Below are 26,473 nucleotides of genomic sequence, written 5' to 3'. Positions count from 1 at the left end.
GAAGGGTGCAAAGCGCCGCTGTCTGCGCGATTTGCGGCGCGGCGTTGCCGATCATGGGCTTGTGTTTCGGATACGCCCACGCGAATGTCTTGGAAACATTGGAAAGATCGCAATGCCGGACCGCACAAAGATCGCCTTCATGGCGTCCGACACCGACGTCGCCCGCGAGGCTATTGCCGCTCTGGTCGCCAGCTACGGCACCGTCGATCCCGGCGAGGCGGATGTGATCGTGGCGCTTGGCGGCGACGGGTTCATGCTGCAGACGCTGCACGGGACCCAGCATCTCGACACGCCCGTTTACGGGATGAATTGCGGCACCGTGGGCTTCCTGATGAACGAATACCACGAACCCGGCCTGCTCGAACGTCTTGCCGAGGCGGAAGAAGAGGACATCAATCCACTGCGCATGAAGGCGATCCGCGAAGACGGGACCGTGCATGAGGCGCTTGCGATCAACGAAGTTTCGCTGCTGCGCGCGGGCTCACAGGCCGCCAAACTGCGCATCTATGTCGACGGGCGCGAGCGGCTCGAAGAGCTGGTCTGCGACGGCGCGCTGGTCGCCACGCCTGCCGGGTCGACCGCCTACAACTATTCCGCCCACGGCCCGATCGTGCCGATCGGCTCCGAAGTGTTAACCTTAACGGCGATGTCGGCCTTTCGCCCCCGGCGCTGGCGCGGCGCATTGCTGCCCAAGAAATCCAAGGTCCGGTTCGAGGTGCTTCAACCGCGCAAAAGGCCCGTCATGGCCGACGCCGATGGCCGTTCTGCGGGCAATGTCGTCTCGGTCGAAATCACGACAGAGCCTGCGGTCGTGCACCGCATCCTGTTTGACCCCGGCCACGGATTGGAAGAGCGTCTGATCCGCGAACAATTCGCGTGACCTTGGGGTGGCAAGACGTTAAAGCACGCTGAGAAAAAATATAGTTTAACGTTAAACTATTTATCTGGGAGGATAATATGTCGGACGAGAACTTCGAAGAAGAACGCCTGAAATCGGTTCGTCAGGCGGCGCTCGACTACCACCAGTTCCCCAAGCCCGGCAAGCTTGAGATCCGCGCGACCAAGCCGTTGGCCAATGGTCGCGATCTGGCGCGCGCCTATTCCCCCGGCGTGGCCGAAGCCTGTCTCGAGATCAAGGAAGACCCCGATCACGCCCGCGATTACACCTCGCGCGGCAATCTTGTGGGGGTCGTCACCAACGGCTCCGCGGTGTTGGGCCTTGGAAATATAGGCGCTTTGGCCTCCAAGCCGGTGATGGAAGGCAAGGCTGTCCTGTTCAAGAAATTCGCGAATATCGACTGTTTCGATATCGAGCTGGACGAAAAAGACCCCGAAAAGCTCGCCGAAATCGTCTGCGCGCTTGGCCCAACTTTCGGTGCGATCAACCTCGAAGACATCAAGGCGCCCGATTGTTTCATCGTTGAACAAATCTGCCGCGAGAAAATGAACATCCCCGTCTTCCACGACGACCAGCACGGCACCGCCATCGTTGTGGGCGCCGCCGCGACCAACGCGCTTCGGGTCGCTGGCAAGAAGTTCGAAGATATCAAGATCGTATCCACCGGGGGCGGTGCGGCGGGCATCGCCTGTCTGAACATGCTGCTGAAGCTTGGCGTGCGGCGCGAAAATGTCTGGCTGTGCGACATCGCGGGGTTGGTCTACGAGGGTCGCGAGGAAGAGATGACACCGCAGAAGGCGGAATACGCCCAAGCCTCCGACCTGCGCGCGTTGGGTGACGTGATCAAGGGCGCGGACCTGTTCCTGGGCCTGTCCGGTCCGGGTGTCTTGAAGCCCGACATGGTTAAGAAGATGGCCAAGACGCCGATCATTTTCGCGCTGGCCAACCCGAACCCGGAAATCATGCCCGACGCCGCCCGCGCGGTCGCGCCGGACGCGATCATCGCCACCGGGCGCAGTGACTATCCCAATCAGGTCAACAACGTCTTGTGCTTCCCCTTCATCTTCCGCGGCGCGCTCGATGTGGGCGCGACCACGATCAATGACGAGATGAAGATTGGCTGCGTCGAAGGCATCGCAGCGCTCGCCCGCGCGACGACCTCGGCCGAGGCCGCCGCCGCCTATCAAGGTGAACAGCTGACCTTCGGCGCTGACTACCTGATCCCCAAACCTTTCGACCCGCGCCTGATCGGCGTCGTCGCCTCCTCCGTCGCGAAGGCTGCGATGGAAAGCGGTGTCGCGACCCGCCCGCTGGAGGACCTGCCCAGCTACAAGGCGGAGCTTGACGGCTCGGTCTTCAAGTCCGCGCTCATCATGCGGCCCGTGTTCGAGGCCGCCAGCACCGCATCCCGCCGCATCGTCTTCACTGAAGGCGAGAGCGAGCGCGTGCTGCGCGCGGCCAACGCGATGCTGGAGGACACGACCGACAAGCCGATCCTGATCGGTCGCCCCGAGGTGATCGAGCGCCGCGCCGAACGCGCGGGTCTGTCGATCAAGCCGGGCCGCGATTTCGAGCTGGTGAACCCCAATGACGACCCGCGCTATCGCGACTATTGGCAGACCTATCATGCGATCATGTCCCGTCAGGGCGTCACGCCGGACCTCGCCCGCGCGATCATGCGCACGAACACCACCGCCATCGGCGCCGTGATGGTGCACCGTGAAGAGGCCGACAGCCTCATCTGCGGCACGTTCGGACAATACCTGTGGCATCTGAACTACGTGACGCAGGTGCTCGGCAGCCAGAAGGACGGGCTGCATCCTGTGGGCGCGCTGTCGCTGATGATCCTCGAGGACGGACCGCTGTTTGTCGCCGACACCCATGTCCACCCGGAGCCCACGCCGGAGCAGATTGCCGAGACGGTGATTTCCGCCGCGCGCCATGTGAAGCGCTTCGGGGTGGAGCCGAAAATCGCGCTCTGTTCACATTCGCAATTCGGCAACCTCGATTGCGATTCCGGGCGGCGGATGCGCGCGGCGCTCGACATCCTCGACCGCTCACCGGTGGAGTTTGCCTATGAGGGCGAAATGCACGCCGACGCGGCGCTCGACCAGGAGCTGCGGGCGCGGATCATGCCCGATGCCCGTTTTGAGGGGCCTGCCAATGTGCTGGTCTTCGCCAATTCCGACGCGGCCTCCGGCGTGCGCAACATCCTGAAGATGAAGGCGGGCGGGCTTGAGGTCGGGCCGATCCTGATGGGGATGGGCAACAAGGCCCATATCGTGACGCCCTCGATCACCGCGCGGGGCTTGCTGAACATGTCCGCCATCGCCGGCACCCCGGTCGCGACCTACGGGTGAGGTGATCCAAAGGAGCGGCTGCGCCGCGCGCGATGCTTTCTTGGGGGCGCTGCCCCCAACGGGGCTCCGCCCGCCCGAGCCTTAATCTGTCCACCGGACAGATTACGAGACGGCTTGGGCCCCTCCGCCGTATTTCTTGAACAAAGAAATCAGCTGAGAGTGACGAGCGCGTGGCGTTTCTTGCCCGCTGACAGTTTGATCGGCTCAGCCAGCTGGTCGGGGGTGATGAACAGCCCGGCATCGGTAAGCGCCGCGTCGTTCATCTTGGCACCGTTCTCGGCGATCAGGCGTTTGGCCTCCTTGCCGGAGCCCGCGAGGCCGGAGCGCACGATGAGTTGTACGATGGAGATGCCCTCGCCCAGCTCGTCGGCGGTGAGCGCAAGCGTGGGCAAGTCGTCACCCGTGCCGCCTTTCTCGAACACCTCGCGCGCGGTGGCCTCGGCGGCCTGCGCTGCCTCGGCCCCGTGCAAAAGCGTTGTGACCTCATTGGCGAGGATCACCTTGGCCGCGTTGATCTCCTGGCCTTCCAGCGCGCCGAGCCGGTCGCATTCCTCGAGGGGCAGCTCGGTGAACAGCTTCAGGAACTTCCCGGTATCGGCGTCGGTCGTGTTGCGCCAGAACTGCCAGAACTCATAGGGGCTGAGCATGTCGCCGTTCAGCCAGATCGCGCCGCCTTGGCTCTTGCCCATCTTGCGCCCGTCGCTGGTGGTCAAAAGCGGGGTCGTCAGGCCGTAGATTTCGTGGTCCAGCACGCGGCGGGTCAGGTCGATCCCGTTCACGATATTACCCCACTGGTCCGAGCCGCCCATCTGCAGCAGGCAGCCGTAGCGGCGGTTGAGCTCCAGGAAGTCATAAGCCTGCAGGATCATATAGTTGAACTCGAGAAAGCTGAGGCTCTGCTCGCGGTCCAGCCGCGACTTGACGCTCTCGAAGCTCAGCATCCGGTTGACCGAAAAGTGCCGCCCGATGTCGCGCAGGAATTCGAGGTAGTTCAGCCCGTCCAGCCATTCGGCATTGTTGAGCATGATCGCGTCGGTCGCGGACTCGCCGTAGGACAGGTATTTCGCGAAGACCTGTTGCATTCCGTCGATATTGGCCTGGATCGCGGCCTCGTCGAGCAACGGGCGCTCATCGGCGCGGAAGCTGGGATCGCCCACCTTCGTGGTGCCGCCACCCATCAGGGTGATCGGCTTGCCCCCGCATTTCTGGAACCAGCGCAGCACCATGATGTTCATCAAATGGCCCACATGCAGCGACTTCGCGGTCGCGTCATAGCCGATATAGGCGGGTACGACGCCCGCCATCAGCGCCTCATCCAGCCCCTGATAATCGGTGCAGTCGGCCAGAAAGCCACGCTCCATCATCACGGTCAGAAATTCGGATTTGGCATGGTAGGTCATTGCAGTATCGTGCCCTTGGAGATCGATGTCTCGGCCTTATACGGGCGCGGGCGGCAGAGGGGAAGCATTTGAAAATCAGCGGGGCGATCTGGGCGTTGGGGGCCATGTCGGGCACCTCGCTCGACGGGGTGGATGCGGCCATGCTGCGCACCGATGGCGAGACGATCACCGCCTTTGGCCCGTCGGACTACCGGCCCTATTCCAAAGCAGAGCGCGCGCAGATCGCAGCGGCCCTTGGCCAGTGGCCGGGCGACGCGCAGGTCGCGCAGGCATCCGAAGTGGTGGAGGCCGCCCATGCCGCGCTACTCAGCCGGATGATCACGCGCGTAGAGGACGCCCCGCAGATTGTGGGATTCCACGGCCAGACGATGGCCCATGACCCCGGCGTGCAGGGCACGCATCAGGCGGGGGACGGGGCGTTGATGGCGGAGCTGCTGCAGCTGCCGGTCGTATGGGATTTTCGTTCGGCGGATGTGCAGTTGGGCGGGCAGGGCGCGCCGCTCGCGCCGTTTTTTCACCATGCCTGCGCGCGCTATCTGGGGCTGACGGGGCCGGTTGCGTTCCTCAATCTGGGTGGGGTGGGCAATCTGACCTTTGTCGACCCGGAGATCGCGGCGCCCGAGGCGGAGGGCGCGCTGCTGGCGTTCGATACCGGCCCCGCAAATGCGCCGCTCAATGACCTGATGCAGGCCCGGCGCGGCCAGATTTTCGATCGTGACGGGGCGCTGGCAGCTCAGGGCAAGGTCGATGCGGATGTGGTCGAAGACTTTCTGAGCCATCGCTATTTTCTGAAGATACCCCCCAAATCGCTGGACCGGGATGATTTCCCGGACCTGTCCTCCAAGGTCGCGCATCTGGGGGATGCGGACGCGGCCGCAACCCTGACCGAGCTCTGCGCGGCCTCCGTCGCGCGCGGCATGGAACATGCGCCGAGACCCCCGTCGCGGTTAATGGTCTGCGGCGGCGGGCGGCGCAATCCGCATCTGATGGCGCGCCTGCGCGCGCTTCTGGCGTGCGCGGTCGATGATATCGACGATCATGGGCTTGATGGCGACATGCTTGAGGCGCAGGCCTTTGCCTATCTGGCGGTGCGGGTGGCGCGCGGTCTGCCGACGAGCTGCCCGTCGACCACCGGGGTGGCGGCGAATGTCGGCGGTGGGGTGATCAGTCAGCCTTAGCCGCGCGGGATGTCGAAGTCGTCCGGGGCCAACTCGAACCCTTCAAAGCGGAAGCCGGGCGAGACCGTGCAGCCCACCAGCGCCCAGCCATGGGGGGCTGCGGCGCATTGCCATTGGTCGCGCTCCACCACGATTTGCGGTACCTCGCCCGCGGTGAAGTCGGGGCCAAGCAGCAGGTCGCGCGCGGGGCCCGCATCGGTGTCCGACAGCGACAGGACCAGCGGGCTGCCCGCGTAGAAGTGCCAGATCTCGCCCGCGTCGACCCGGTGCCAATGGGACCGCTCGCCCTCCTTGAGCAGGAAGTAGATGCAGGTGCCCGTGGGGCGGCCCTCGCCCTCGGCCACCCAGGTCTGGCGATACCAGCCGCCTTCGCGGTGCGGCTCAAGCGACAGGCGGGTAATCAGGTCATCGGCATCCATCGGGTGAGCTTATCGGAGGAACCCAGCAGGCACCAGCGACGTTTCCCTGCCAAAGGAGACCACGACATGGCAAATTACACGCAAGGTGACAAGGTTGAGTGGGACTGGGGCGACGGCACCGCGCAGGGCACGGTCGAGAAGACCTACACCCAGAAGATCACCCGCACGCTCAAGGGGACAGAAGTGACCCGCAACGGCTCTGACGATGACCCGGCGCTTTATATCGAGCAGGACGACGGCGATGGTGTGCTGAAGCTGTCCTCCGAGGTGCGCGCGGCGTGAGCGCGGGGCTGGTCTATTACGGCGATGACCAGCCGGGGATCGCGCGGCTGCGCCACGGGCGCGGCTTCACCTATCGCGGACCGGACGGGACGACCATTGCCAGAGGGCCAGAGCGCAAACGGCTGGAGGCGCTGGCGGTCCCGCCCGCCTACGAAGACGTCTGGATCTCGCCGCTGGAAAACGGCCACCTTCAGGCCACCGGCAAAGACACGCGCGCCCGCAAGCAGTATCGCTACCACGAGCTGTGGTCCGAGCAGCAGGCGCGCGCCAAATTCGATGCCTTGCCGCTTTTCGGGGCGGCTCTTCCGCGTATGCGCCGCCGCATCCGCAAGGACCTTGGCGAAGACGAGGGCACGCAGCGTTTTGCGTTGGCCGCCGCCGCCGCGCTGATGGACCGGATGGCGCTGCGGGTCGGCAACCCGGAATATGCACGGGAAAACGGCAGCTACGGCGCGCTGACGCTGACACGCAAGCATCTCAAACTCAGCGGCAATTCCATCAAGCTCGACTACACCGCGAAGGGCGGCAAGCGCGTGCGCCGCTCGCTGTCGGACCGTACGCTGGCGCGCGCGCTTCACGCGGCAGCCGATCTGCCCGGTGCAACCCTGCTCAGCTGGACCGAAAGCGGCGCGCCCGCCAGCATCAATTCCGGCACGCTCAACGACTATCTGCGCGAGATCAGCGGGGAGGAGGAGACGACCGCGAAAACCTTTCGCACCTGGGCCGGAACAGTCGCGGCGTTCGAGGTCGCAAGCGCGGGCGACGCCACCATCAAGGCGATGTCAGAGGCCGCCGCCGACCGGCTGAAAAACACGCCGACGATTGCGCGCAACAGCTACATCCACCCCGATGTGATTGCGCTGGCGGGCACACAGCCGGACCTGCCAGAGGCCGACCCGATCCGCGACCTGCGCACGTCCGAGACGCAGCTTCTGGCCTTCCTGACCTAGTCCCGCGCAACCACATAGGCCGCGGTCGGTCGGCCATAGACCTGATGTCGCAGTACGACCATGTCGAGATCCGGTTTGCCGGACATCGTCAGGTAAGTCCGGCTGGGGTTCGACAGGAATTCCGTGTCTCCGACAAGCGAGAACCGCAGCTCCGCGTCGCCCGCCACAAGCGTATAAAACCCGTCGCCCCGCCATTGCGCGCCACGACCCACGCCCGTGGTGCTTCCCATCGGGGCGCCCTTTTTCCCCAAATAAGTCTGCTGGTCGAAATGCGTGAGCCGCAGCGTGTAGGCCCCATCCATGAACCGCGTGGCATCCGCCGGATCAAGGCTGCGCGAGATATCATATTGTACGTCCAGCTGCTCGAACGGGGCGCCTTTCCAGTCCAATGACGTGGCGCCATCTTCCACGATCTTGTGCCAGACGCCGTCTATTTCGAAGACATGGGTCGCAAGCTTCGCATCAAATTCCGGCCGGTCGCGCGGCATGTCCGTGTAGCTGAAACGGCGGTAGCGCGTGGCCTGCGCGTGCAGCTCTTGCAGGCGCGCCTGCGTCGCCTCACCGTCGAGCAGCACATGCGGCACGTAAGGCCCGACCTCCGTCGCGGTGACCGTGTGCGAGCCGTCGGGATCGACGAAATGCGGCCCCATGGGAAAGTCATTCGGCAGCAGCTTGATCTGCCCCATCAGCCGTCCCTGCGCGTCAACAAACACCGTTGTCGACATCTCGTCGCCCGCAAAAACGCGGAAATAGGTGACCCGCTCATCGGGCAGAAAGTAGTGTTCGAAATACTCGCCGAACGCGCTCAGATCTATCAGACGAACGCCCTCAGGCGCCGAAAGTTCGGTGATCGGGGGGTAGTCGCTGGCAACAAACCCTTCGGGCGCGGGAGTCTTTGCGGGCGCCGGCATCAGGCTTGGCGCGCCCGACAAGACCCATCCCAGCCAGACCACGGCAAGGCCGCCTGCCAGCAGCACCCCGCCGATGATCCAAAGCACCGTCTTCACCGACCGGCTACCCTTTGAGGATCGAGGTGCCCGCGTAGACCGCGCTTTCGCCCAGCGTCTCGTCAATGCGGATCAGCTGGTTGTACTTTGCCAGCCGGTCCGAGCGCGACAGCGAGCCGGTCTTGATCTGTCCGCAATTCGTGGCGACCGCGAGGTCCGCAATCGTCGCGTCCTCCGTCTCACCCGACCGGTGGGACATCACATTCGTGAAGCCCGCCCGGTGCGCCATGTCCACGGCGCGCAAGGTCTCGGTCAGGGTGCCGATCTGGTTCACTTTCACCAGCATCGAGTTGGCCGAGCCCTTCTTGATGCCTTCGGCCAGACGCTTGGGGTTGGTGACGAACAGATCGTCGCCCACCAGTTGGATCTTGTCGCCCAGCTCGCCCGTCAGCGCGGCCCAGCCGTCCCAGTCATCCTCGCCCATGCCGTCCTCGATCGAGATGATCGGGTAGTCGGCCACAAGGCCCGCCAGATAGGCGACATTCTCGTCCGAGGACAGCACTTTGCCCTCGCCTTTCATGTCGTATTTGCCGTCCTTGTAATACTCGGTCGCGGCGCAATCGAGCGCCAGGTAGATGTCCTCGCCCGGCGTGTATCCCGCCTTCTCGACCGCCTTCAGGATGAAATCGAGCGCTTCGCGCGAGGACGAGATGTTCGGCGCGAAGCCACCCTCGTCGCCGATGCCGGTGGAATAGCCGCCCGCGCTGAGCTCTTTCTTCAGCACGTGGAACACTTCCGCCCCCATGCGCACCGCCTCGCGGATATTGTCCGCGCTGACCGGCATGATCATGAATTCCTGGATGTCGATCGGGTTGTCGGCATGCTCGCCGCCATTGATGATGTTCATCATCGGCACTGGAAGCACCCGCGCGCTGGTGCCACCCACGTAGCGATACAGCGGCTGGGTCGTGTACTCGGCCGCCGCCTTGGCGGTGGCGAGCGACACGCCAAGGATCGCATTCGCGCCCAGCCGCGCCTTGTTGTCGGTGCCGTCCAGCTCGATCATCAACTCGTCGATGCCCACCTGATCGGTCGCATCTTCGCCCAGCAGGTTTTCAGCCAGCTCGCCATTGACCGCAGCCACGGCTTCCAGCACGCCCTTGCCGAGGTAGCGCGCCTTGTCGCCATCGCGCTTCTCGTTGGCCTCATAGGCCCCGGTCGAGGCCCCCGAGGGAACCGCCGCACGGCCCATGGTGCCATCTTCCAAAGTCACGTCCACTTCCACCGTCGGGTTGCCCCGGCTGTCGAGGATTTCGCGCGCGTGAATGTCGATGATGGTGCTCATGGGGGATGTCCTTTTGTCGGCTGATATGACGTTGGGGCAGGGTATAGGCGCGCTGGGCGCGGGGCGCAAGTTGGCCGTGTTAGCGCTAACGAATCCGCTGGAACGGCCCCTCATCTGGTCCGGATGCGTCCCAATGGCCCGGGAGTTTCTTGGAACCTTTTGCCCGACCGCCGCCTTGCGCCTTCAACAGGCGCAGCCAAACCGCGCCGGAAAGAGAGAGGTTGATGATCCGTTTCCTGTCCCGCCCGCTGACCCGCGTCGTAGACCGCTATTTGCCCGATCCCTTCGTGCTGGTCCTGTCCCTCACCCTGATCGTGATGGGCGCCGCAGTCGCCACCCAAGGGGTGTCGCCGCTGGCGGTGGTGGACATGTGGGGCAACGGCTTTTGGGCGCTTTTGCAGTTCTCCATGCAGATGCTGTTGGTGCTGGTCGCGGGCTTCATGATGGCCTCGACGCCCTTGGTGCGCGGCATCCTCGCCCGCCTCGCAACCGTAGCGAGCACGCCCGGCAACGCGATCTTGCTGGTCTCGTTGGTCTCGCTTGCGGCAAGTTGGCTCAACTGGGGGTTTGGGCTGGTCGTGGGCGCGCTCTTTGCCAAGGAAATCGCGCGGCTTGTACGGGTGGACTACCGCCTGCTGATCGCCTCGGCCTATTCCGGGTTCATGATCTGGCACGGCGGCATTTCCGGCTCCGTGCCGCTGTCCATCGCCACGGAGGGGCATCCGTTCGCCGATCAGGTCGGTGTGATCGTCACGTCCGAGACCATCTTTGCAAGCTTCAACCTGATCATCGTCGCGGCCCTGTTCGTGGTCGTCCCGCTGGTCAACCGCGCGATGCTGCCATCCGAGAGCGAGCAGGTGCTGATCGACCCGGCGCTGCTGGCCGAAGAGGACGAGGCGAAAGGCTCGACCGACCGGCCCGCCGACAAGCTCGAGACCTCGCCGGTCCTGTCACTGCTCATCGGCGCCATCGGCCTGATCTGGCTTGGCGCGCATTTCTTCGGGGGCGGGGGCCTTAGCCTGAACGTGGTGAACTTCCTGTTCCTGACCCTTGCCATCCTGCTACACGGCACGCCGCGCAACCTGCTGGCCAGTCTCGAGGAGGGCATCAAGGGCGGCGCCGGCATCGTGATCCAGTTCCCGTTCTATGCGGGCATCATGGGCGTGATGGTCGAAAGCGGGCTCGCGGCTTCGATCTCTGCCGCGATGGTTTCGGTCGCGACGGAGACGACATTCGCCATGTGGGCCTTCCTGTCCGCCGGATTGGTAAACTTCTTCGTGCCCTCGGGCGGCGGCCAATGGGCGGTGCAGGCCCCTGTCATCTTGCCCGCAGCGGCAGAGCTTGGCTTTGATCCCGCCCGAGCCGCGATGGCGGTAGCGTGGGGGGACGCGTGGACGAACATGATCCAGCCCTTCTGGGCGCTGCCGCTGCTGGGCATCGCGGGGCTGAAGGCCAAGGACATCATGGGTTTTTGCGTCGTGCATTTGCTGATCGGCGGCGCGATCATCGTCTTGGGGCTGACGTTCCTCTAGCCCAGCGACATAGGTGCGACGTATTCGGTGCCCTGCGGGCGGTCCCCGGCCCGGTGCGAGGTTCTCATGGGTGGTCCTGACGACGTCGCTATCCCATACCGACGGAAAAGCCGAAGATCGACGCGAAGAAGCTTCCGAAACTGTCGTCCTCGTCGGTCTCCACCTCGTCCGGGGGCACGGTGACGGGCGGATCGAAGATGTCGGCTGGATCCTCCTCGACGTTGGGCGGCGTGACCTCGACGGGCTCCGGCACGGGGGCAGGCGGCACGGGCGGCGCGACAACCTCTTCGATCTGGGTCGACGCGTTCCCCGCCCATTCCTCGATCTCCGCCTCGCCCGCGTCGCTGCGCGCGAAGACAAGCCGCACCACTTCGCCCGGCTCGGAGAAGCTGACCGTCACGAAGCCCTCTTCGACTTCCGGTGCAAATGCCTCGCGCGCGGCGACGGAAAAGGTCTCCGCCTCGGCGCTCTGGTCGACGCCCTGTACGTCCTGCACGCCGAACAGCTCCTGCCAGTTGTCCGGAGGCGCGCCGGTCAGGCTTTCGCCCCAGACCGATTGCACGGGGCCAAGATCGTCGAGCGGGATGTCGTAGAGCATCTCCGCATCCTCGTCCTCGGGCGCGGTCAGGAAGATCACCAGCTTGTCGGGGCTGTCGAAGCCGAAGACCGACACCTCGTCCGTGCCGTGCTTGCTGTGGTCATTGTCCTCGTACCAATCCAGCACGCGGGTGCCGATCAGGCTTTCGGCCATCATGTCCTGCACGGCGCCGCCGACGAATATGTAGCTTTCGCCATCCGTGCCCTCGAAGCTGTGGCGCCCGGCATGGACGGAATCCCATGCGTAGCTGGTCATCGCCTCCGCCCCAAGCCCTTGGTATTCAGAGAAAATCTGCAAGATATTCTCGGCCTGATCCATCCCGTAGTCGCGGATTTCGAGCTGTTGCTGGTAGTAGCGCTCGAAACTCAGGTCCGAGCGCCCCTGAACATCGAGCTGCGACCGGCTCAACCCGTTTTCGCTTTCTGCATAGCGCGTTGCCGCCTCGCCGCGGGTGATGCTGGCGGTGTTGTACTCGGACACGAACAGCTTGGTGTCGTCTTGGCCCAGCTCCGCCCGGGCTGCGTCGTAGGCGTCAAGGATTTCGCCAATGTCCTCGACCCGGTTGTCCGCGCCCCGCGCCTCGAACGGGTAGCGGTGATGCGAAAGGTAGTCGCTGTTGATCAGGCTGGTGTCCGACAGGGAGTTCAGGATCATTTCGCTGGCCGCCGGCGTCTTGCCGGTCTGGACCGAGTATTCCACCTGTTCGGGGTCCACGTCATAGCGCGCTTCGACCTCGGCAATGACGTCGGAATAGGCGTTGACCACCTGCGCGTAATCGGCGGCCTTCACCACCTCTGATCCGCCTTCGAACACGTCGTAGAACTCGTTGCCGATCTCGATGATCAGCGTGTCGGGGAGGGTGCCAAATTCACCGGAATGCAGATCTTCGAGAAAGGCGCGCGCGCCCTCGACCAGCGCCTGCGGGTCGTCCTGATAACGCGCCGTGGGCAAGGTGATGGCGACGGCGATGTCATGCTCAAAGGCGTACTCAAAAACCTCTGCCAGATCGGGCTTGTTGGCAACGGGTTTGAACAGGCCTTTATGTTCGAACCCGTAGCGGCCATCGTCGCGCTCGGAAAGGTTGCCGCCGGGCCAGTGGATCATGCCGATGTCATGATCTTCCATCTGGTCTTCGAAGCGGGAGAACTTGCGAAAGGCCGTGTATTTCACCCCAAAGCTCGTCTGGCCGATCTCGTGCGAGCGGTCCACCACGTCCGGCGCGTCTATGTTCAACAGCGTAGACATACCTGTCCCCTTGTTCACCCAAGGCGGGACAGTAGGGGCCGGTTTACCAGTAAAGCGTTACCGCGGCGCGGCGCGGTCGGGGGCATTTGTCGCGCATTTGACAGACCCCGCTAAGGGGTTGAAAACCCTAAGCGTGGCGCCGCAATTCGTTTAAAATTTTATTGGAAAACAGCTTCTTAACCGGCATTCTGTGGACAGTTTTGGTCAACGACCCGTGCTGTTGCGCGGCTGGCTGCGATTCGCGTGGCCCCATGCCACAAGCGTTAAGCCTGACCCTAGGGCGAGAACTTCGCCGCGGGCCCGGCGAGGCGCGCGCGTTGGCGGCACAGGGCCGCTTCGTCCATCCGCCCGAGCTTTTCCAGCAGATCGGCCTTGTTGATGAGCGCCTGTGTGTAGCCGGGGGAGACGTCGATAGCCCGGCTCAGCAGCACCATCGCGTCCGCCTCACGCTTCATGTCGCGCATCAGAAGCGCGAGGTTGTTCAGCGCCTCGGCATAATCCGGGCGCTGGTCGATGGCGGCCAGAAAATGTGTCGCGGCCTCGGTGTGGCGGTCCATGCGGTGTAGCAACACGCCAAGATTATTCTGCGCCTCGACATAGTCCGGGCGCTGCGCCACGGCGCGCTGAAAGGGCTCAAGCGCGTCCTCAAGCTGGCCCATCACCTGCAAGATGATGCCGATCAGGTTCTGCGTGATGGGGAAGTCGGGATACGCGGCCTCGACCGTGCGCGCCGCCCCGAGCGCCTCTTCCAGCCGCCCCGATTGCAGCGGGGTGACGATGGACATGATCAGCTCCTCGGACGGCCGCGCGGTCATGTCTTTTTCACGCCGTATAGCTCCAGCCGGTGGCCCTTCAGCCGGTAGCCTAACCGTTCGGCTATTTTCTCCTGCAACGCCTCGATTTCGGGGTCGACGAACTCGATCACCTCGCCCGTCTGCATGTCGATCAGGTGGTCGTGGTGGTCGCGCTCGGCATCTTCGTAGCGGGCGCGCCCGTCGCCGAACTCGTGGCGCTCCAGCAGCCCTGCCTCCTCGAACAGTTTGACCGTGCGGTAGACCGTCGCGATGGAGATGCCGGGGTCCACCGCGGTGGCGCGCAGGTGCAGCTCTTCCACATCGGGGTGGTCGTCGGCATCCTCCAGCACCTGGGCGATCACCCGGCGCTGGCCCGTCATGCGCAAACCCTGCTCCGCCGAGCGGCTGATGATCGATTTGCCCATGCTGCGTCTGCCCTTGTCGTCTCGTTGCGTCATTTTAGGCGCGTGGGCGGCGCGGCTCCACCTAAAATTGCCGCGTCCGCTTGACTTATGCCGGGTGACGGCGCATTTGCCTCAGGAAGCCCGCGCCCAAACGAGGTGCCGCGTGAGCCCTGAGAATGGGCTTTGCACCGGTGCAGGCACATCCACGTTCCCGATATTCACGCGAATGGGTCCGGCGGGGGAGACGCCCCCGCGACCATTGTAACGCGCCCCCATGGCCCCAAGCGGCCATCGGGCCCCCCATGTCACGAGAGGACATGTTTTGAACAAGTTTGAAGCCTTGGGCATCTCGCCCAAGATTGCCCAGAAACTCGCCGATAACGGCATCACCGAACCGACCCCCATCCAGACCGAGGCGATCCCGATCGTGCTGACCGGCCGCGATGTCATGGGGCTGGCCCAGACCGGCACCGGCAAGACCGCGGCCTTCGGGCTGCCGATGATCCACAACCTGATGGGGCTTGGCACCAAGCCCGCCCCGCGCACCGTGCGCGCCCTGATCCTCGCCCCCACCCGGGAGCTCGCCAAGCAGATTTGCGACAACCTGAAGATGTTTCAGGGCGGCGGCCATCTGAAGATTAACATGGTCGTGGGCGGCGTCAGCATTAACCCGCAAAAGAAGGCCGCCGAGCGCGGCATGGACATCCTCGTGGCCACCCCCGGCCGCCTGATCGATCTGATCGAGCAGAAGGCCCTGACCCTGTCGGAGGCGCAGTATCTCGTCCTGGACGAGGCCGACCAGATGCTCGACATGGGCTTCATCCATGCCTTGCGCCAGATCGCCAAGCTGCTGCCCGAGAAGCGCCAGACGCTGCTGTTCTCGGCCACGATGCCCAAGCTGATGGAAGAGCTGGCCGCGACGTACCTCGACCACCCGCGCCGCGTGCAGGTGGCCGCCCCCGGAAAGACCGCCGACAAGATCACCCAAAGCGTGCATTACATCGCCAAGGCCGCCAAGAACGACCTGCTGATCGAGCTGATGGACAAGCACCGCGACGATCTTGCCTTGGTCTTCTGCCGCACCAAGCACGGCGCCGAGAAGCTGATGAAGCTTCTCGATAAGAAGGGCTTCGCCGCGGGCTCGATCCACGGCAACAAGTCGCAAAACCATCGCGACCGCTCGCTGGCGCAGTTCAAGGCGGGCACGCTGAAGATCCTTGTGGCGACCGATGTGGCCGCGCGCGGCATCGATATTCCCGGCGTGGGCTTCGTCTACAATTACGACTTGCCGAACGTGCCCGAAAGCTATGTGCACCGGATCGGGCGGACCGCGCGTGCGGGCCGCGAGGGCGAGGCGATTGCCTTCTGCGCCCCCGACGAGATGGGCGAGCTGAAAGACATCGAAAAGATGCTCAAGATCACCATTCCCGTGGCAGGCGGGCGCCGCTGGGCGCCGTCCGAGGAAGAGAAGAAACCGGCGCGTGGCGGCGGTGGCGGTGGCCGCGGTGGCGGACGCCCCGGTGGCGGGCGCCGCGGCCAGGGCAAGCCGAAGGCTGTGGGAGGGGGCGATGCGCCGTCCGGGCCGCCCAAGCGCAAGCGCACACGGCGGCGTCGGGGGCAAGGGCCGAAGGCGGCCTAGACCCACGCGCGGGCGCGGGCTTTAGCGAAGCGTTAATCCGGGGCTGCTAGGCAGGGCCGAAAGCTGAGCAAGACAAAGGCCCCGCCCATGAAAAACTGGCGCAAACCCCGCGCTCCGGCCCGGTTTTCAGTCACCATGCGCACCGACGGCGAGGCCCACAGGGTGGTCATTGTCAACGTGCATGAGGATGGGGCGGGCATCTACGGCGTCCCGCATCTGGAGCCGGGCACCGCGGTGGACCTGACCTTCCTGCACCACAGCATCCCCGCCCTGATCATGTGGCGGCACCGCTACACGGCCGGGGTGAAGTTCGACACACCGATCTCCGACAAGATGGTCGCGCGGATCCGCAGGCTCTCGCGCAGTCAGGCAGCGTAAGAGGGACGGCCCAAACACGCGGTCCCTTGCCCGAGGGCCAGCTACAGCGAGAAGACCGTGAGCCAGTCGCCCTGCGCCGGGGTGTAGCCATGGCCCTTGATCAGGTGACGGATCACCGCCGGGATATGCGCCGCGCCATAGACCACCCCGATACACCCGCGCGGCCCGGCGGGTTGCGCGAGATGCTCGTCCAGCGCCGCGCACAAATGCGCATCGCGCCGATCCAGGATTACCGTGTCCACGTCCTTGAACGTCTCATCCAGAATATCGCCCCGCGCCGCGAGCAGCTCTACCTCGAGATGCCGCGCCAGCATGGCCCGCGTTCCGAAATGGCGCAGGTAGGTGAAGTACCCATGGCTTACGATGGGCAGAAAGGATCGTATGGCCCATGGCAGCCCGCGCCACTGGGCGTCGAAATCCGCGTCCGCCTCAAGCCGGATGATCCGGTCCCGCACGGCCTCGAGCGGCATCTCCCGCTGCGACACCAGACCTAGGCGTGGCGCGCGGGCCAACTGTCCATATCCGCGTGACAGGCGCGCCGCGGTCCGCCCGCCGACACCTTCGAGCAGGATCGTGTCGCACCCGTCCAGCCGCTCGGCGACGGCGTCATAGAAGCCGCGCTCCGCAACATGAACCATGGGGCACAGCATGACCGTGCGGGCCGCATCGGGACTGGCGAGGGTCCAGATCGCGCTGCGCACACCAAAACTCGAGCTTTCCAGAATCTGCATCGTTGCTCAGTCGCGACCGCCCGATGAAATAAGGCCCCTTCGGGAGGGGCCTTGAGACTTAGAACGGGATTTCGTCGTCGATGTCGCTGGACGGGCCCGGCTGGCTGCCGCCACCGCCGCTGCCACCACCATATCCGCCGCCGCCCGAGGGGCCGCTGTCATAGCCGCCTCCACCGCCACCGCCGTAGCTGTCACCGCCGCCGCCGCCACCTTCGCCGCGACCGTCCAGCATGGTCAGGGTCGAGGTGTAGGGCCGCAGCACCACTTCCGTAGAGTAGCGATCCTGGCCGGACTGGTCCTGCCATTTGCGGGTCTCCAGCTGGCCCTCGATATACACTTTCGAGCCCTTCTTGAGATACTGCTCGGCCACGCGGGCCAGCGGCTCCGAGAAGATGGCGACCGAGTGCCACTCGGTGCGCTCGCGCCGCTCCCCGGTGTTGCGGTCCTTCCAGTTCTCGGAGGTGGCGATGCGCAGATTGCACACCTTGCCGCCGTTCTGGAACGTGCGCACTTCCGGGTCGCGCCCGAGATTGCCGATGAGAATGACTTTGTTGACTGAACCGGCCATGGCGGGCCTCCCCCGAATCTTGTGTCTGACTGCGTTATATCAGCGGTATTTGGTTAACGGCAGATGTACAACCACACTGTGTAGTGTCTCTGCTCGACACGGGGGGCTGGCGCAATCGGCCAAAGCGGCTATATTGCCGCCACAACCGAGACGAGATCACGACCAGCTGGGGCTGAAAGAGATGCGAAACCGATTGGGATGGGTGTTGGCCGCGGCGCTTATGGTGCCTGCCACGCCAAGCGTGACCTTGGCCGAAGGGCTGGTGTCATCCGGCTCGACCAGCTCGCGCTCCAAGGTGTTCAACTCGCAGGCCCGGCTGCTCGATGGGCGCCTGTCATCGCAGTACAAAGCCTCCGGCAAGCTCAGACCGAAAAGCAAGGTCGCGTCGCTCGATCGTTCCAGCACCGCCATCCCGCGCTACCGCGGCTCGCAGCGCAGCGTCTATCTCGACGACGCCAAGGCCGCCGCCCGCCGCCACGGCATTCCGCAGGATCTGTTCCTCGCACTCGTGCAGCAGGAAAGCGCGTGGCGCCCCGGAGCCGTGTCGCACGCGGGTGCCATCGGTCTGGCGCAGCTGATGCCCGCCACCGCGCGCAAGCTGCGGGTGAACCCGCGCGATCCGAAACAGAACCTCGAAGGCGGCGCGCGTTATCTCAAACAGATGTACCGTAAGTTCGGCTCGTGGCGCCTCGCACTGGCCGCCTATAATGCCGGCCCCGGCGCGGTCGAAAAGCATGGCGGCATCCCGCCTTACCGCGAGACGCGCAATTACGTGCGCAAGATCCTGGGCAGCTGACAGCTCTCCATTTGGTCTGAAATACTCCAGAGAGTTTGCCCGCGTGGCTGAGAGACAGCGTCTCTCAAAGAACGCAAATAGATCGCGAGCGGCGCAGCCGCGCATTTGGATCAGGCCAGCGCGTCCGTCAGAACCGTGCGCACCACATCAATATCCACATCCGACGTGACAAAGGCCTCGCCGATGCCGCGGGCCATGATGAAGTTCAGCGTGCCTTGGGTCACCTTCTTGTCCTGACCCATCAGAGTGATCAGCCCGTCCGCATCGGGCAGATCGCCCGGAATGTCGCGCAGGTCGGTTTTCATGCCCATCGCCTTGAGATGGGCGCGCACGCGGCTCGGCGCCTCCTGGCTGCACAGCCCCAGCCGCTGCGAGACCTCAAAGGCCAGCGCGCAGCCGATGGCGACGCCCTCGCCGTGGAGCAGCCGGTCGGAATAGCCCGTCGCGGCCTCCAGCGCGTGCCCGAACGTGTGGCCGAGGTTCAAAAGCGCGCGGTCGCCCTGTTCGGTCTCGTCGCGGGCGACGATGTCGGATTTCATCTGGCACGACCAGCGCACCGCCTCGATCCGCTTGTCGACATCACCCGCGGCCATGGCGGCGGCGTTCTGCTCGAGCCATTCGAAGAAGGACGCATCCCCCAGCAGGCCGTATTTCACCACCTCGCCGTAGCCTGCGAGGAAGTCGCGCTCGGTCAGGGTGCCCAGCACGGAGACGTCGATCAGCACCAGGGACGGTTGGTGGAAGGCCCCTATCAGGTTCTTGCCCTGCGGCGCGTTGATCGCAGTCTTGCCACCCACAGAGCTGTCGACCTGCGCCAGCAGCGAGGTTGGGATCTGCACGAAGCGCACGCCGCGGCGCAGGATCGCGGCGGCAAAGCCCACCAGATCGCCGATCACCCCGCCGCCGAAGGCGATCACCATGTCGCCGCGCTCGATCTGCTGGTCAAGCAGCCATTCCACCGATTGGCTCAGATAGGGCCAGCTCTTGGTGGCCTCGCCCGCGGGCAGGGCCATATGGGTCATCTCGATGCCCGCCGCGGCCAGCCCGGCACGCAGGCTGTCGAGATGCAGCCGCGCGACGGTCTCGTCGGTGATTACCGCCACGCGCGGGCGCGACAGCATCGGCGCGATACGCGCGCCTGCCTCGGCCAAAAGCCCCGCGCCGATGTCGATGTTGTAGCTCCGCTCGCCCAGCGGCACATGCACGTTGCGTTCGGTCACGAGGCTTTGTCCTTCAATAGGTTCGCGCCCGCCAGCGCATCGATCACCCGGGCGGCCATCTGGTCGATGGAGTAGCTGGCATGGGCCTCCACCGCCAGATCGGCCTTGGCATAGATTGGCGTGCGGGCCTCGTAGATGTCCTTGAGCGTGGCATAGGGGTCGCCCGTGCGCAGCAGTGGCCGGGTCGTCTTGTGGCGCACCCGCTCCCACAAAAGTGCCAGATCGGCCTTCAGCCAGACCGTCGTGGCCCGCTTGGCGATCATGGCGCGGTTGTCGGCGCTCAGATACGCGCCGCCGCCCGTGGACAAAACCGCCGGAGCCCCGTCAAGCAGCCGCGCGATCACCTCGCTTTCGCGGGCGCGGAAAAATTCCTCGCCGTCACGCTCGAATATCTCCGCGATGGAGCAATTGGCGGCCTCCACCAGCGCTTCGTCACTGTCGAGAAACGGCACCCCCAATGCGCGGGCCATGGCACCGCCGATCGCGGTCTTTCCGGCCCCCATCATGCCCACAAGCACGACCGGTTTGATCAAGGTCTGGGCGGGTGACGGCATTCTCTCGCTCAATTTACTAATTTCTTGCCTCAATGGCGTGAACTCGCCCAAAATTCCATATATGAATCGCAGCAAGGGCGTAAAGAGCGGCACCAGGTCGACCGGAGCCCGACGCATAACGAATAAGGCAGAGGCAGCGTGTTTAGGCTTTTCAAAGCTTTGGTTTTTCTCATCGTGGTGGGAATCGTAGGCATTATCGGTTATGCCTACCTCGGAGACCTGACCCCGAACCGGGTTGAGGTGAACCAACCGGTAACCCTGGATGTCAACTAGACGCGTCGCTCTCTCCTCCTTTTTAGCCCTTTCCCTTGCCGGCCCGGCCCTGTCCGAAGAGCCGCTTTCCGCGATTGACTGGCTGTCGGATGTAGTCGCCACGCCCGTCGTGGTGGCCCCCCCGGTGATCGACGGGGTCAAGCCCGCCGATGATGTGGCGACAAGCGCGGTGCCCGAGCCCGTCATCCAGACCACGCTGGGCGCCCCAAGCCGCGACGCGGTGGGGCTGCGGCCCGTCGGCGTGACCGGGCTGCCCGCACGCTTCTGGGGCACCACCCGCAGCGCCGATCTGGCGGCGGCGCTGATGGATCTGCGCCCCGACCTGCCGCCGCCCCTGTCCGATCTGGTGCGGATGATCCTGCTGGCGGAGCTGGACCCGCCGCTCGATACCTCCGCGGAGGCCGTGCTGTTCCAGGCGCGGGTCGACATGCTTCTGAGCCTCGGCGCGCTGGAGCAGGCCCGCGCGCTTTTGGAGCGGGCCGGACCGACCTCGCCCGCGCTGTTTCGGCGCTGGTTCGATGTCAGCCTGCTGGTGGGCGAGACCGATGACGCCTGCCGCGACATGCTGGCCAAGCCGAACCTGTCGCCGACCTATCCCGCGCGCATCTTCTGCATGGCGCGGGCGGGCGCGTGGGAGCGCGCGGCACTGACGCTGAACACCGCCAAGACCCTTGGCGTGATTTCCGAGCGCGAGGATGCGCTGATCGCCCGCTTCCTCGACCCGGAGCTTTTCGAGGGCGAGCCGCCGCTGCCGCTGCCCGCGCGGATCACGCCCTTGAACTTCCGCATGCACGAGGCGATTGGCGAGCCGCTGAACCCCGCGAGCCTGCCCAATGCGTTTTCGTTTACGCAACTGTCCGACACGGTCGGCTGGAAGGCCCGGATCAGCGCCGCCGAACGTCTGGCGCGCAGCGGAGCGATCTCGCCCGCGCGCCTGCTGGCGATCTATTCCGAGCGCAAGCCTGCGGCCTCTGGCGGGGTGTGGGACCGGGCCGCCGCAGTACAGGGCCTGGAAGCGGCGCTTGCCGGGGCGGACACCGCCGCCATCGCCGCGCGCTTGCGGGACGCTGTGCGCGCCATGCGCCGGGCGGGGCTGGAGCCTGCCTTGGCGAGCCTTTTCGGCGAAGCGCTGATCGGGCTGCAACTGCCGGGCGCGGCGGGGCAGGATGCGACGCGGCTGATGCTGCTCTCGCCGGTCTACGAGCAGGCCGCACAGTCCGGGCTGCCGGAGGAATTCGATCTGCACGGCGCTGTGGCCACCGGGGATGCGCAGGCGCTCGGCGCGGCGCTGCGCGACGATCAAGGGGCCACGCGCGCCGCCATTGCGGCGGCCTTCACCACGCCCGGACCCGCCGATGAGGACCGCGCGCTGATCGAGGCGGGCAATCTGGGGCTTGCGAGCCTGCACGCGATCAAGCGGCTGGAGGACGGGGCGGACGCGGACCCCAAGGCGCTGTCAGACGGGCTGCGCACCCTGCTGCATCTAGGCTTCAATGACGCCGCCCGCCGCCTCGCGCTTTTCGTGCTGATTACCGGGACGCGCGCGTGAGCGCCGTGGGGCTTGCGCCTGGGATGGCGCGCTGGATCGAGACGTTTCTCGATGCGCAGGCGGCCGAGCTCGATGCCTCCGAGAACACGCGGCTGGCCTACGGCCGCGACCTGATCGACGTGGCAGGTTGGGCGCAGGACCAGGGCTTGCGTTTCGAGACGCTGCAACGCGCCGATGTGGAAGCCTATCTCATTCATTGCGACGCCCAGGGGCTGGCGCAATCGACCCGCGCGCGGCGGCTCTCGGCGATCAAGCAGCTCTACCGGTTCGCCTATGAGGAGGGCTGGCGCGAGGACAACCCGGCGATCCAGATCAAGGGACCGGGGCGCAAGAAATCCCTGCCCAAGACCCTGAGCGTCGAGGAGGTGGACCGGCTGCTTGGCGCCGCGCAGAGCTCTGCGCGCAGTCTTGACGACCGGCTGCGCAACACCTGCCTGATGGAGCTGCTCTATGCCACGGGGATGCGGGTGTCAGAGCTGGTGACCCTGCCGGTGTCCGCCGCGCGCGGCGATCCGCGCATGCTGCTGGTGCGCGGCAAGGGCGGCAAGGAGCGGATGGTGCCCCTGGCGGCGTCCGCGCGCGACGCGCTCGCGGTCTGGATCGAGACCCGCGATGCGCTGGACGCGGCGGCGCAAGAGAAAGGGAAGCCTGCCTCGAAATTCCTGTTCCCGTCGCGGGGCAAGGCGGGACATCTGACGCGGCATCGCTTCTACATGCTGATCAAGGAGCTGGCCGTGGCGGGCGGGGTCGACCCGTCGAAGGTCACACCCCACACCTTGCGCCACGCTTTCGCGACCCATCTGCTGGCGAACGGGGCCGATCTGCGGGCGATCCAGACCCTGTTGGGCCATGCCGATATCTCGACCACCGAGATTTACACCCATGTTCTGGATGAGCGGTTGAAGGAGTTGGTGCTGGAGCATCACCCGCTCGCAAAAGACGACCGCTGAGCACCGGTGAGTGTCGCCGCGGGCTGCGCCCGCGTCGATCCGCTGGGGGCTCCGCCCCCAGACCCCCGCCGTATTTGTGGAACAAAGAAAGAGGAGTGGCTTCTCGGGTGGGCTTGTGGTCGAGACTGACCACCGGGGGTTTACCTCCCCCGGGCCTTTTGCGCGGCAGGCGGTGCCTTGGCCCGATACGTGTGGGGGCTGTCTTCGGCACCTGATCTGCTCTGGGTGTGCCCCGTTTGGTGTGACGGGGCGGGTGGACGTCCGCGGAGGGGTTTAATGCGGGCCGCGTTAAGGTTGCGTTAGGGCTGCGTGCGGCGGGGCGCTACCTGCGCAACGGACGGGGCAGCACGTCCTCGGACGGCCAGAGGCCGGTGCGCAGCGCGGTCTCGTAGCCTTGGGTAAGGCCTGCGACCTCCATCGCGCGGGCGGCAGCTTTGAAATCGTAGCTGAGGCTGTGAAAGCGTATCCCATCGTCCGCGAGGGTCGCATAGCGGGCCTCCGGGCGGCCGTCATGGGGCGGCATGCCGATCACGCCCGCATTGATCCAGTGGCGCGCGCCGATGCGGCGCTCAAACGCGATGCCGCAATGGCCTGCGATAACGCCGTCGATGGGGCCGGTCTGGGCCTCGATCGTGGTGAATTCCGCCTCGAACATCTCGTCGGGGTCCGAGGGCCAGATGAACCGCGCGATGTCGCGCGCGCCGCCATGGATCACCGCGTAGCGTTTGGCCCCGTGGGTGAAGGTCAGCCAGTCGGGCGTGTCGGCCCAGAACCGCTGCGCGCGGGGACCGATCTGGTTGCTGGCATGCTCGAACCACGTCTTTGCGGCGATGTCGCAGGCGGTGCCGCTTTCGAACCCGCAGCCGCACTCGGACGCGCCTGCTAAGAGCTGCGCCTCGCAATTGCCCAGGATCGCGGGGCAGCCGTAATCGGCCAGCCGTTCGGCACAGGCCAGCGCATCCGCGCCGTAGGCCACCACGTCGCCGGTGAAGATCGCGCGCTCGGGTGGGACGCCCAAGCCGAGCAGCGCATCGAGAGCCTGCAGGTTGGAATAGGCACCGCCGAAGAGCAGGATGGTGCCGCTCAGGGGCCCGAGATCGCGGATGCGGGGTGCAGTCATTTGGCGGTTTCCCTTGAAGCAGGGGGCATGGAGCCCCATAACCTCCCTTTAACCTGTCAAACAAAGGCTTGAGAACCCAGATGGACGACCCCTCGACGATTTATGACAGCGCATTCTGGCTGACCGCGGGGGGCATCCTGGTGCTTTTGGCCTTCTCGGGCTTTTTCTCCGGCTCCGAGACAGCGCTGACTGCGGCCTCGCGCGGCAAGCTGCGCAGCCAGGCGGACAAGGGCTCGAGCGGGGCGCAACGGGCGTTGCGGATCACCGAGGACAATGAGCGGCTGATCGGATCGGTGCTGCTGGGCAACAACCTGGTCAACATCCTCGCGGCCTCGTTGGCGACGTCGCTGTTCACCAAGGCGTTCGGCGAGAGCGGCGTCGCGCTGGCCACCTTGGTCATGACCCTGCTGGTGCTGATCTTCGCCGAAGTGCTGCCCAAGACCTACGCGATCACCAATTCGGAGCGGGCGGCGGCGCTTGTTTCGGCCCCGATTTCCGTCGTGGTGCTGGTGTTTGCGCCGGTCGTGACAGCGGTGCGCGCGCTGGTGCGCGGCATGCTGCGGGTCTTTGGCGTCGATATCGACCCCGACAGCCAGATCCTGTCGGTGCACGAGGAAATTGCGGGCGCGCTGGCGCTGGGCCACGAGGAAGGCGTCGTGCAAAAGGAGCAGCGCGACCGGCTGCTGGGCGCGCTCGACCTTGCGGACCGGGATGTGGAGGAGATCATGCTCCACCGCTCCGAGATCGAGATGATCAATGTCGCCGATCCGCCCGAGGCGGTGCTGAGCCAGTGCCTGAACAGCCGGTTCACCCGCCTGCCGGTTTTCGAGGGCGAGCAGGAGAATATCGTGGGTGTCATGCACGCCAAGGACCTGCTGCGCGCCGTGGACAAGACCCTGCGCGGCCCCGACGGCATCCAGGGTGATCTGAGCGGGTTCGACATCATGGACGTGGTGCGCAAGCCGTATTTCGTGCCGGAAACCACCGCGCTTGATGACCAGATGCGGCAGTTCTTGAAGCTGCACACGCATTTTGCCCTCGTTGTGGACGAGTACGGGGCGCTGCAGGGTCTGATCACGCTGGAGGATATCCTCGAGGAGATCGTGGGCGAGATCACCGACGAATTCGACGTGGCCGAGGTGGATGCCCTGCGCCCCGAGAGTGACGGCAGCTACCGCATTGACGGGGCGATGACGATCCGGGACCTCAACCGCATGGCCGACTGGTCGCTTCCTGATGACGAGGCCAACACCGTCGCAGGGCTGGTGATCCACGAGGCGCAGTCGATCCCGACGGTGGGGCAGGTGTTCTCCTTCCACGGGTTTCGGTTCGAGGTGGTGGAGCGGCAGCAAAACCGCCTGACCAAGCTGAAAGTGCGCCCGCTGTGAGCGCGCGCAAGATCATTATCGACACCGACCCGGGGCAGGATGACGCGGTGGCGATCCTTCTGGCGCTGGCCTCGCCCGAGCTGGACGTTCTGGGCGTGGTGGCCGTGGCGGGTAATGTGCCGCTGCCGCTGACCGAGAAGAATGCCCGCATCGTCTGCGAGCTGGCGGGGCGGCCGGATATGCGCGTCTTCGCGGGCTGCGACGCGCCGATGGTGCGCAAGCTGGTCACGGCCGAGCATGTGCATGGCAAGACCGGGCTGGACGGCCCGCAGCTGCCGGAGCCGACCATGGCGCTGCAGGAACAGCACGGGGTGGATTTCATCATCGAGACGGTGCGCGCGCAGGATGGCGTGACGCTGTGCCCGCTGGGGCCGCTGACCAATATCGCAACGGCCTTCGAGCGAGCGCCGGATATCGTCGAGCGGGTCGAAGAGATCGTGCTGATGGGCGGCGCGTATTTTCAGGTGGGCAACATCACCCCCGCGGCGGAGTTCAACATCTATGTGGACCCGGAGGCGGCGCGGATTGTCTTTGGCTCTGGCGTCAAGATCACCGTGATGCCGCTGGACGTGACCCATAAGGCGCTGACGACGCAAGCCAGGGTCGACGCATTCCGCGACATGGGTACCGAGGTCGGGCGCATGGTGGCGGAATGGACGAATTTCTTCGAGCGGTTCGACAAGGAGAAATACGGCTCTGCCGGGGCACCACTGCATGACCCGTGCGTGATCGCCTACCTGCTGCGGCCGGAGCTGTTCTCTGGCCGGTTTGTGAATGTCGAGATCGAGTGCGGGTCGGAGCTGACGCTGGGCATGACCGTTGCCGACTGGTGGCGGGTGAGCGGGCGGGCGCCCAATGCGATGTTCATGGGCGATGTGGATGCGGATGGTTTTTTTGCGCTGCTGGTGGAGCGGTTGGCGCGCCTGTGAGATCTGACGCTTGCGGCTTCGGTCGG

At 65.2% G+C, this 26,473-nt stretch carries 25 protein-coding genes; 13 read left to right on the top strand and 12 right to left on the bottom strand.

Annotation, left to right across the window (positions count from 1 at the left end; genetic code table 11):
- The first annotated feature begins 112 nt into the window (after window positions 1–112).
- Together C8N43_RS15360 and C8N43_RS15355 are read left to right on the top strand one after the other, a co-directional pair.
- Entirely contained in the window at window positions 113–880 is a 768-nt protein-coding gene (locus tag C8N43_RS15360) for an NAD kinase (RefSeq protein ID WP_107846642.1), read from the top strand.
- Window positions 881–957: 77 nt separating this feature from the next.
- The gene (locus C8N43_RS15355) at window positions 958–3,258 is read left to right on the top strand and encodes an NADP-dependent malic enzyme (protein ID WP_107846641.1); all 2,301 of its coding nucleotides are present in this window, start codon (window positions 958–960) and stop codon (window positions 3,256–3,258) included.
- Between the two features lie 149 nt (window positions 3,259–3,407).
- On the opposite strand, the gene tyrS is transcribed toward C8N43_RS15355, so the two are convergent.
- Complete coding sequence (gene tyrS / locus C8N43_RS15350; protein ID WP_107846640.1) at window positions 3,408–4,658, bottom strand: tyrosine--tRNA ligase; 1,251 nt, start codon at window positions 4,656–4,658, stop codon at window positions 3,408–3,410.
- Window positions 4,659–4,762: 104 nt separating this feature from the next.
- Here tyrS and C8N43_RS15345 point away from each other — a divergent pair, with 104 nt between their 5' ends.
- Entirely contained in the window at window positions 4,763–5,836 is a 1,074-nt protein-coding gene (locus tag C8N43_RS15345) for an anhydro-N-acetylmuramic acid kinase (RefSeq protein WP_425437098.1), read from the top strand.
- Here C8N43_RS15345 and C8N43_RS15340 read toward each other — a convergent pair.
- A complete protein-coding gene (locus tag C8N43_RS15340) occupies window positions 5,833–6,255 on the bottom strand; it encodes a cupin domain-containing protein (protein WP_107846638.1) in 423 nt (140 codons plus the stop codon). The two genes, C8N43_RS15345 and C8N43_RS15340, sit on opposite strands and share 4 nt — an antisense overlap.
- A 66-nt stretch (window positions 6,256–6,321) precedes the next feature.
- On the opposite strand from C8N43_RS15340, the gene C8N43_RS15335 reads away from it, so the two are divergent.
- On the top strand, window positions 6,322–6,537 hold the full coding sequence (locus C8N43_RS15335) for a hypervirulence associated TUDOR domain-containing protein (RefSeq protein WP_107846637.1): 216 nt from the start codon (window positions 6,322–6,324) through the stop codon (window positions 6,535–6,537).
- A complete protein-coding gene (locus tag C8N43_RS15330) occupies window positions 6,534–7,487 on the top strand; it encodes a DNA topoisomerase IB (protein ID WP_107846636.1) in 954 nt (317 codons plus the stop codon). Before C8N43_RS15335 ends, C8N43_RS15330 begins: the two co-directional genes overlap by 4 nt.
- Here C8N43_RS15330 and C8N43_RS15325 read toward each other — a convergent pair.
- The gene (locus tag C8N43_RS15325) at window positions 7,484–8,494 is read right to left on the bottom strand and encodes a hypothetical protein (protein ID WP_107846635.1); all 1,011 of its coding nucleotides are present in this window, start codon (window positions 8,492–8,494) and stop codon (window positions 7,484–7,486) included. The two genes, C8N43_RS15330 and C8N43_RS15325, sit on opposite strands and share 4 nt — an antisense overlap.
- 7 nt (window positions 8,495–8,501) lie before the next feature.
- Complete coding sequence (eno, locus tag C8N43_RS15320; protein WP_107846634.1) at window positions 8,502–9,779, bottom strand: phosphopyruvate hydratase; 1,278 nt, start codon at window positions 9,777–9,779, stop codon at window positions 8,502–8,504.
- 224 nt (window positions 9,780–10,003) lie between these two features.
- On the opposite strand from eno, the gene C8N43_RS15315 reads away from it, so the two are divergent.
- Window positions 10,004–11,311, top strand: coding sequence for a short-chain fatty acid transporter (locus C8N43_RS15315; RefSeq protein ID WP_107846633.1), 1,308 nt, complete (start codon window positions 10,004–10,006; stop codon window positions 11,309–11,311).
- 88 nt (window positions 11,312–11,399) lie between these two features.
- Here C8N43_RS15315 and C8N43_RS19655 read toward each other — a convergent pair whose 3' ends face one another.
- The 3 genes from C8N43_RS19655 to C8N43_RS15300 all read right to left on the bottom strand — a co-directional run bounded on the left by C8N43_RS19655 (window position 11,400) and on the right by C8N43_RS15300 (window position 14,373).
- Window positions 11,400–13,154, bottom strand: coding sequence for a hypothetical protein (locus C8N43_RS19655; protein WP_158269993.1), 1,755 nt, complete (start codon window positions 13,152–13,154; stop codon window positions 11,400–11,402).
- 275 nt (window positions 13,155–13,429) lie between these two features.
- Window positions 13,430–13,969, bottom strand: a complete 540-nt coding sequence (locus C8N43_RS15305) for a tetratricopeptide repeat protein (protein ID WP_107846632.1) — start codon at window positions 13,967–13,969, stop codon at window positions 13,430–13,432.
- Complete coding sequence (locus C8N43_RS15300; RefSeq protein ID WP_107846631.1) at window positions 13,966–14,373, bottom strand: Fur family transcriptional regulator; 408 nt, start codon at window positions 14,371–14,373, stop codon at window positions 13,966–13,968. Before C8N43_RS15300 ends, C8N43_RS15305 begins: the two co-directional genes overlap by 4 nt.
- Window positions 14,374–14,626: 253 nt before the next feature.
- On the opposite strand from C8N43_RS15300, the gene C8N43_RS15295 reads away from it, so the two are divergent.
- Window positions 14,627–15,991: a DEAD/DEAH box helicase gene (locus C8N43_RS15295; RefSeq protein WP_107846630.1), complete on the top strand. Its 1,365-nt coding sequence runs from the start codon at window positions 14,627–14,629 to the stop codon at window positions 15,989–15,991.
- An 87-nt stretch (window positions 15,992–16,078) separates the two neighbouring features.
- Window positions 16,079–16,369, top strand: coding sequence for a PilZ domain-containing protein (locus tag C8N43_RS15290; RefSeq protein ID WP_107846629.1), 291 nt, complete (start codon window positions 16,079–16,081; stop codon window positions 16,367–16,369).
- 41 nt (window positions 16,370–16,410) lie between these two features.
- On the opposite strand, the gene C8N43_RS15285 is transcribed toward C8N43_RS15290, so the two are convergent.
- Entirely contained in the window at window positions 16,411–17,100 is a 690-nt protein-coding gene (locus C8N43_RS15285; RefSeq protein ID WP_107846628.1) for a TraB/GumN family protein, read from the bottom strand.
- A gap of 58 nt (window positions 17,101–17,158) precedes the next feature.
- Window positions 17,159–17,668, bottom strand: a complete 510-nt coding sequence (gene ssb, locus C8N43_RS15280) for a single-stranded DNA-binding protein (RefSeq protein ID WP_107846627.1) — start codon at window positions 17,666–17,668, stop codon at window positions 17,159–17,161.
- 181 nt (window positions 17,669–17,849) lie between these two features.
- On the opposite strand from ssb, the gene C8N43_RS15275 reads away from it, so the two are divergent.
- The gene (locus tag C8N43_RS15275; RefSeq protein ID WP_107846626.1) at window positions 17,850–18,464 is read left to right on the top strand and encodes a lytic transglycosylase domain-containing protein; all 615 of its coding nucleotides are present in this window, start codon (window positions 17,850–17,852) and stop codon (window positions 18,462–18,464) included.
- A gap of 110 nt (window positions 18,465–18,574) precedes the next feature.
- On the opposite strand, the gene aroB is transcribed toward C8N43_RS15275, so the two are convergent.
- Together aroB and C8N43_RS15265 are read right to left on the bottom strand one after the other, a co-directional pair.
- Window positions 18,575–19,684, bottom strand: a complete 1,110-nt coding sequence (aroB, locus tag C8N43_RS15270) for a 3-dehydroquinate synthase (protein ID WP_107846625.1) — start codon at window positions 19,682–19,684, stop codon at window positions 18,575–18,577.
- Complete coding sequence (locus tag C8N43_RS15265; RefSeq protein WP_107846624.1) at window positions 19,681–20,238, bottom strand: shikimate kinase; 558 nt, start codon at window positions 20,236–20,238, stop codon at window positions 19,681–19,683. Before C8N43_RS15265 ends, aroB begins: the two co-directional genes overlap by 4 nt.
- A 262-nt stretch (window positions 20,239–20,500) precedes the next feature.
- Here C8N43_RS15265 and C8N43_RS15260 point away from each other — a divergent pair, with 262 nt between their 5' ends.
- Both C8N43_RS15260 and C8N43_RS15255 read left to right on the top strand, forming a co-directional pair.
- Window positions 20,501–22,060, top strand: coding sequence for a hypothetical protein (locus C8N43_RS15260; RefSeq protein WP_146174235.1), 1,560 nt, complete (start codon window positions 20,501–20,503; stop codon window positions 22,058–22,060).
- Window positions 22,061–22,083: 23 nt separating this feature from the next.
- Window positions 22,084–23,010 (top strand): site-specific tyrosine recombinase XerD, encoded by a 927-nt coding sequence (locus C8N43_RS15255; RefSeq protein ID WP_107847280.1) that lies wholly within the window; start codon window positions 22,084–22,086, stop codon window positions 23,008–23,010.
- A 322-nt stretch (window positions 23,011–23,332) separates the two neighbouring features.
- On the opposite strand, the gene C8N43_RS15250 is transcribed toward C8N43_RS15255, so the two are convergent.
- Window positions 23,333–24,130 (bottom strand): metallophosphoesterase family protein, encoded by a 798-nt coding sequence (locus C8N43_RS15250; protein WP_107846622.1) that lies wholly within the window; start codon window positions 24,128–24,130, stop codon window positions 23,333–23,335.
- Between the two features lie 80 nt (window positions 24,131–24,210).
- Here C8N43_RS15250 and C8N43_RS15245 point away from each other — a divergent pair, with 80 nt between their 5' ends.
- Together C8N43_RS15245 and C8N43_RS15240 are read left to right on the top strand one after the other, a co-directional pair.
- Window positions 24,211–25,518: an HlyC/CorC family transporter gene (locus C8N43_RS15245; RefSeq protein WP_107846621.1), complete on the top strand. Its 1,308-nt coding sequence runs from the start codon at window positions 24,211–24,213 to the stop codon at window positions 25,516–25,518.
- Entirely contained in the window at window positions 25,515–26,447 is a 933-nt protein-coding gene (locus C8N43_RS15240) for a nucleoside hydrolase (RefSeq protein ID WP_107846620.1), read from the top strand. The genes C8N43_RS15245 and C8N43_RS15240 overlap by 4 nt, the downstream gene beginning before the upstream one ends.
- Window positions 26,448–26,473: the final 26 nt, after the last annotated feature.

It is taken from the genome of Litoreibacter ponti (assembly GCF_003054285.1).
GTDB classification, from domain to species: Bacteria; Pseudomonadota; Alphaproteobacteria; order Rhodobacterales; family Rhodobacteraceae; genus Litoreibacter; species Litoreibacter ponti.
Note: the sequence above shows the minus strand (reverse complement) of the source record. Positions and strands in the feature narration are given on the sequence as shown.

Excerpts from the sequence above, each read along its gene's own strand:
- C8N43_RS15360 (WP_107846642.1), top strand. The coding sequence starts at position 113 with ATGCCGGACCGCACAAAGATCGCCTTCATGGCGTCCGACACCGACGTC.
- C8N43_RS15355 (WP_107846641.1), top strand. The coding sequence starts at position 958 with ATGTCGGACGAGAACTTCGAAGAAGAACGCCTGAAATCGGTTCGTCAG.
- tyrS (WP_107846640.1), bottom strand. The coding sequence starts at position 4,658 with ATGACCTACCATGCCAAATCCGAATTTCTGACCGTGATGATGGAGCGT.
- C8N43_RS15345 (WP_425437098.1), top strand. The coding sequence starts at position 4,763 with ATGTCGGGCACCTCGCTCGACGGGGTGGATGCGGCCATGCTGCGCACC.
- C8N43_RS15340 (WP_107846638.1), bottom strand. The coding sequence starts at position 6,255 with ATGGATGCCGATGACCTGATTACCCGCCTGTCGCTTGAGCCGCACCGC.
- C8N43_RS15335 (WP_107846637.1), top strand. The coding sequence starts at position 6,322 with ATGGCAAATTACACGCAAGGTGACAAGGTTGAGTGGGACTGGGGCGAC.
- eno (WP_107846634.1), bottom strand. The coding sequence starts at position 9,779 with ATGAGCACCATCATCGACATTCACGCGCGCGAAATCCTCGACAGCCGG.
- C8N43_RS15315 (WP_107846633.1), top strand. The coding sequence starts at position 10,004 with ATGATCCGTTTCCTGTCCCGCCCGCTGACCCGCGTCGTAGACCGCTAT.
- C8N43_RS19655 (WP_158269993.1), bottom strand. The coding sequence starts at position 13,154 with ATGTCTACGCTGTTGAACATAGACGCGCCGGACGTGGTGGACCGCTCG.
- C8N43_RS15305 (WP_107846632.1), bottom strand. The coding sequence starts at position 13,969 with ATGACCGCGCGGCCGTCCGAGGAGCTGATCATGTCCATCGTCACCCCG.
- C8N43_RS15300 (WP_107846631.1), bottom strand. The coding sequence starts at position 14,373 with ATGGGCAAATCGATCATCAGCCGCTCGGCGGAGCAGGGTTTGCGCATG.
- C8N43_RS15295 (WP_107846630.1), top strand. The coding sequence starts at position 14,627 with ATGGCCCCAAGCGGCCATCGGGCCCCCCATGTCACGAGAGGACATGTT.
- C8N43_RS15290 (WP_107846629.1), top strand. The coding sequence starts at position 16,079 with ATGAAAAACTGGCGCAAACCCCGCGCTCCGGCCCGGTTTTCAGTCACC.
- C8N43_RS15285 (WP_107846628.1), bottom strand. The coding sequence starts at position 17,100 with ATGCAGATTCTGGAAAGCTCGAGTTTTGGTGTGCGCAGCGCGATCTGG.
- ssb (WP_107846627.1), bottom strand. The coding sequence starts at position 17,668 with ATGGCCGGTTCAGTCAACAAAGTCATTCTCATCGGCAATCTCGGGCGC.
- C8N43_RS15275 (WP_107846626.1), top strand. The coding sequence starts at position 17,850 with ATGCGAAACCGATTGGGATGGGTGTTGGCCGCGGCGCTTATGGTGCCT.
- C8N43_RS15265 (WP_107846624.1), bottom strand. The coding sequence starts at position 20,238 with ATGCCGTCACCCGCCCAGACCTTGATCAAACCGGTCGTGCTTGTGGGC.
- C8N43_RS15260 (WP_146174235.1), top strand. The coding sequence starts at position 20,501 with ATGTCAACTAGACGCGTCGCTCTCTCCTCCTTTTTAGCCCTTTCCCTT.
- C8N43_RS15255 (WP_107847280.1), top strand. The coding sequence starts at position 22,084 with ATGGCGCGCTGGATCGAGACGTTTCTCGATGCGCAGGCGGCCGAGCTC.
- C8N43_RS15250 (WP_107846622.1), bottom strand. The coding sequence starts at position 24,130 with ATGACTGCACCCCGCATCCGCGATCTCGGGCCCCTGAGCGGCACCATC.
- C8N43_RS15245 (WP_107846621.1), top strand. The coding sequence starts at position 24,211 with ATGGACGACCCCTCGACGATTTATGACAGCGCATTCTGGCTGACCGCG.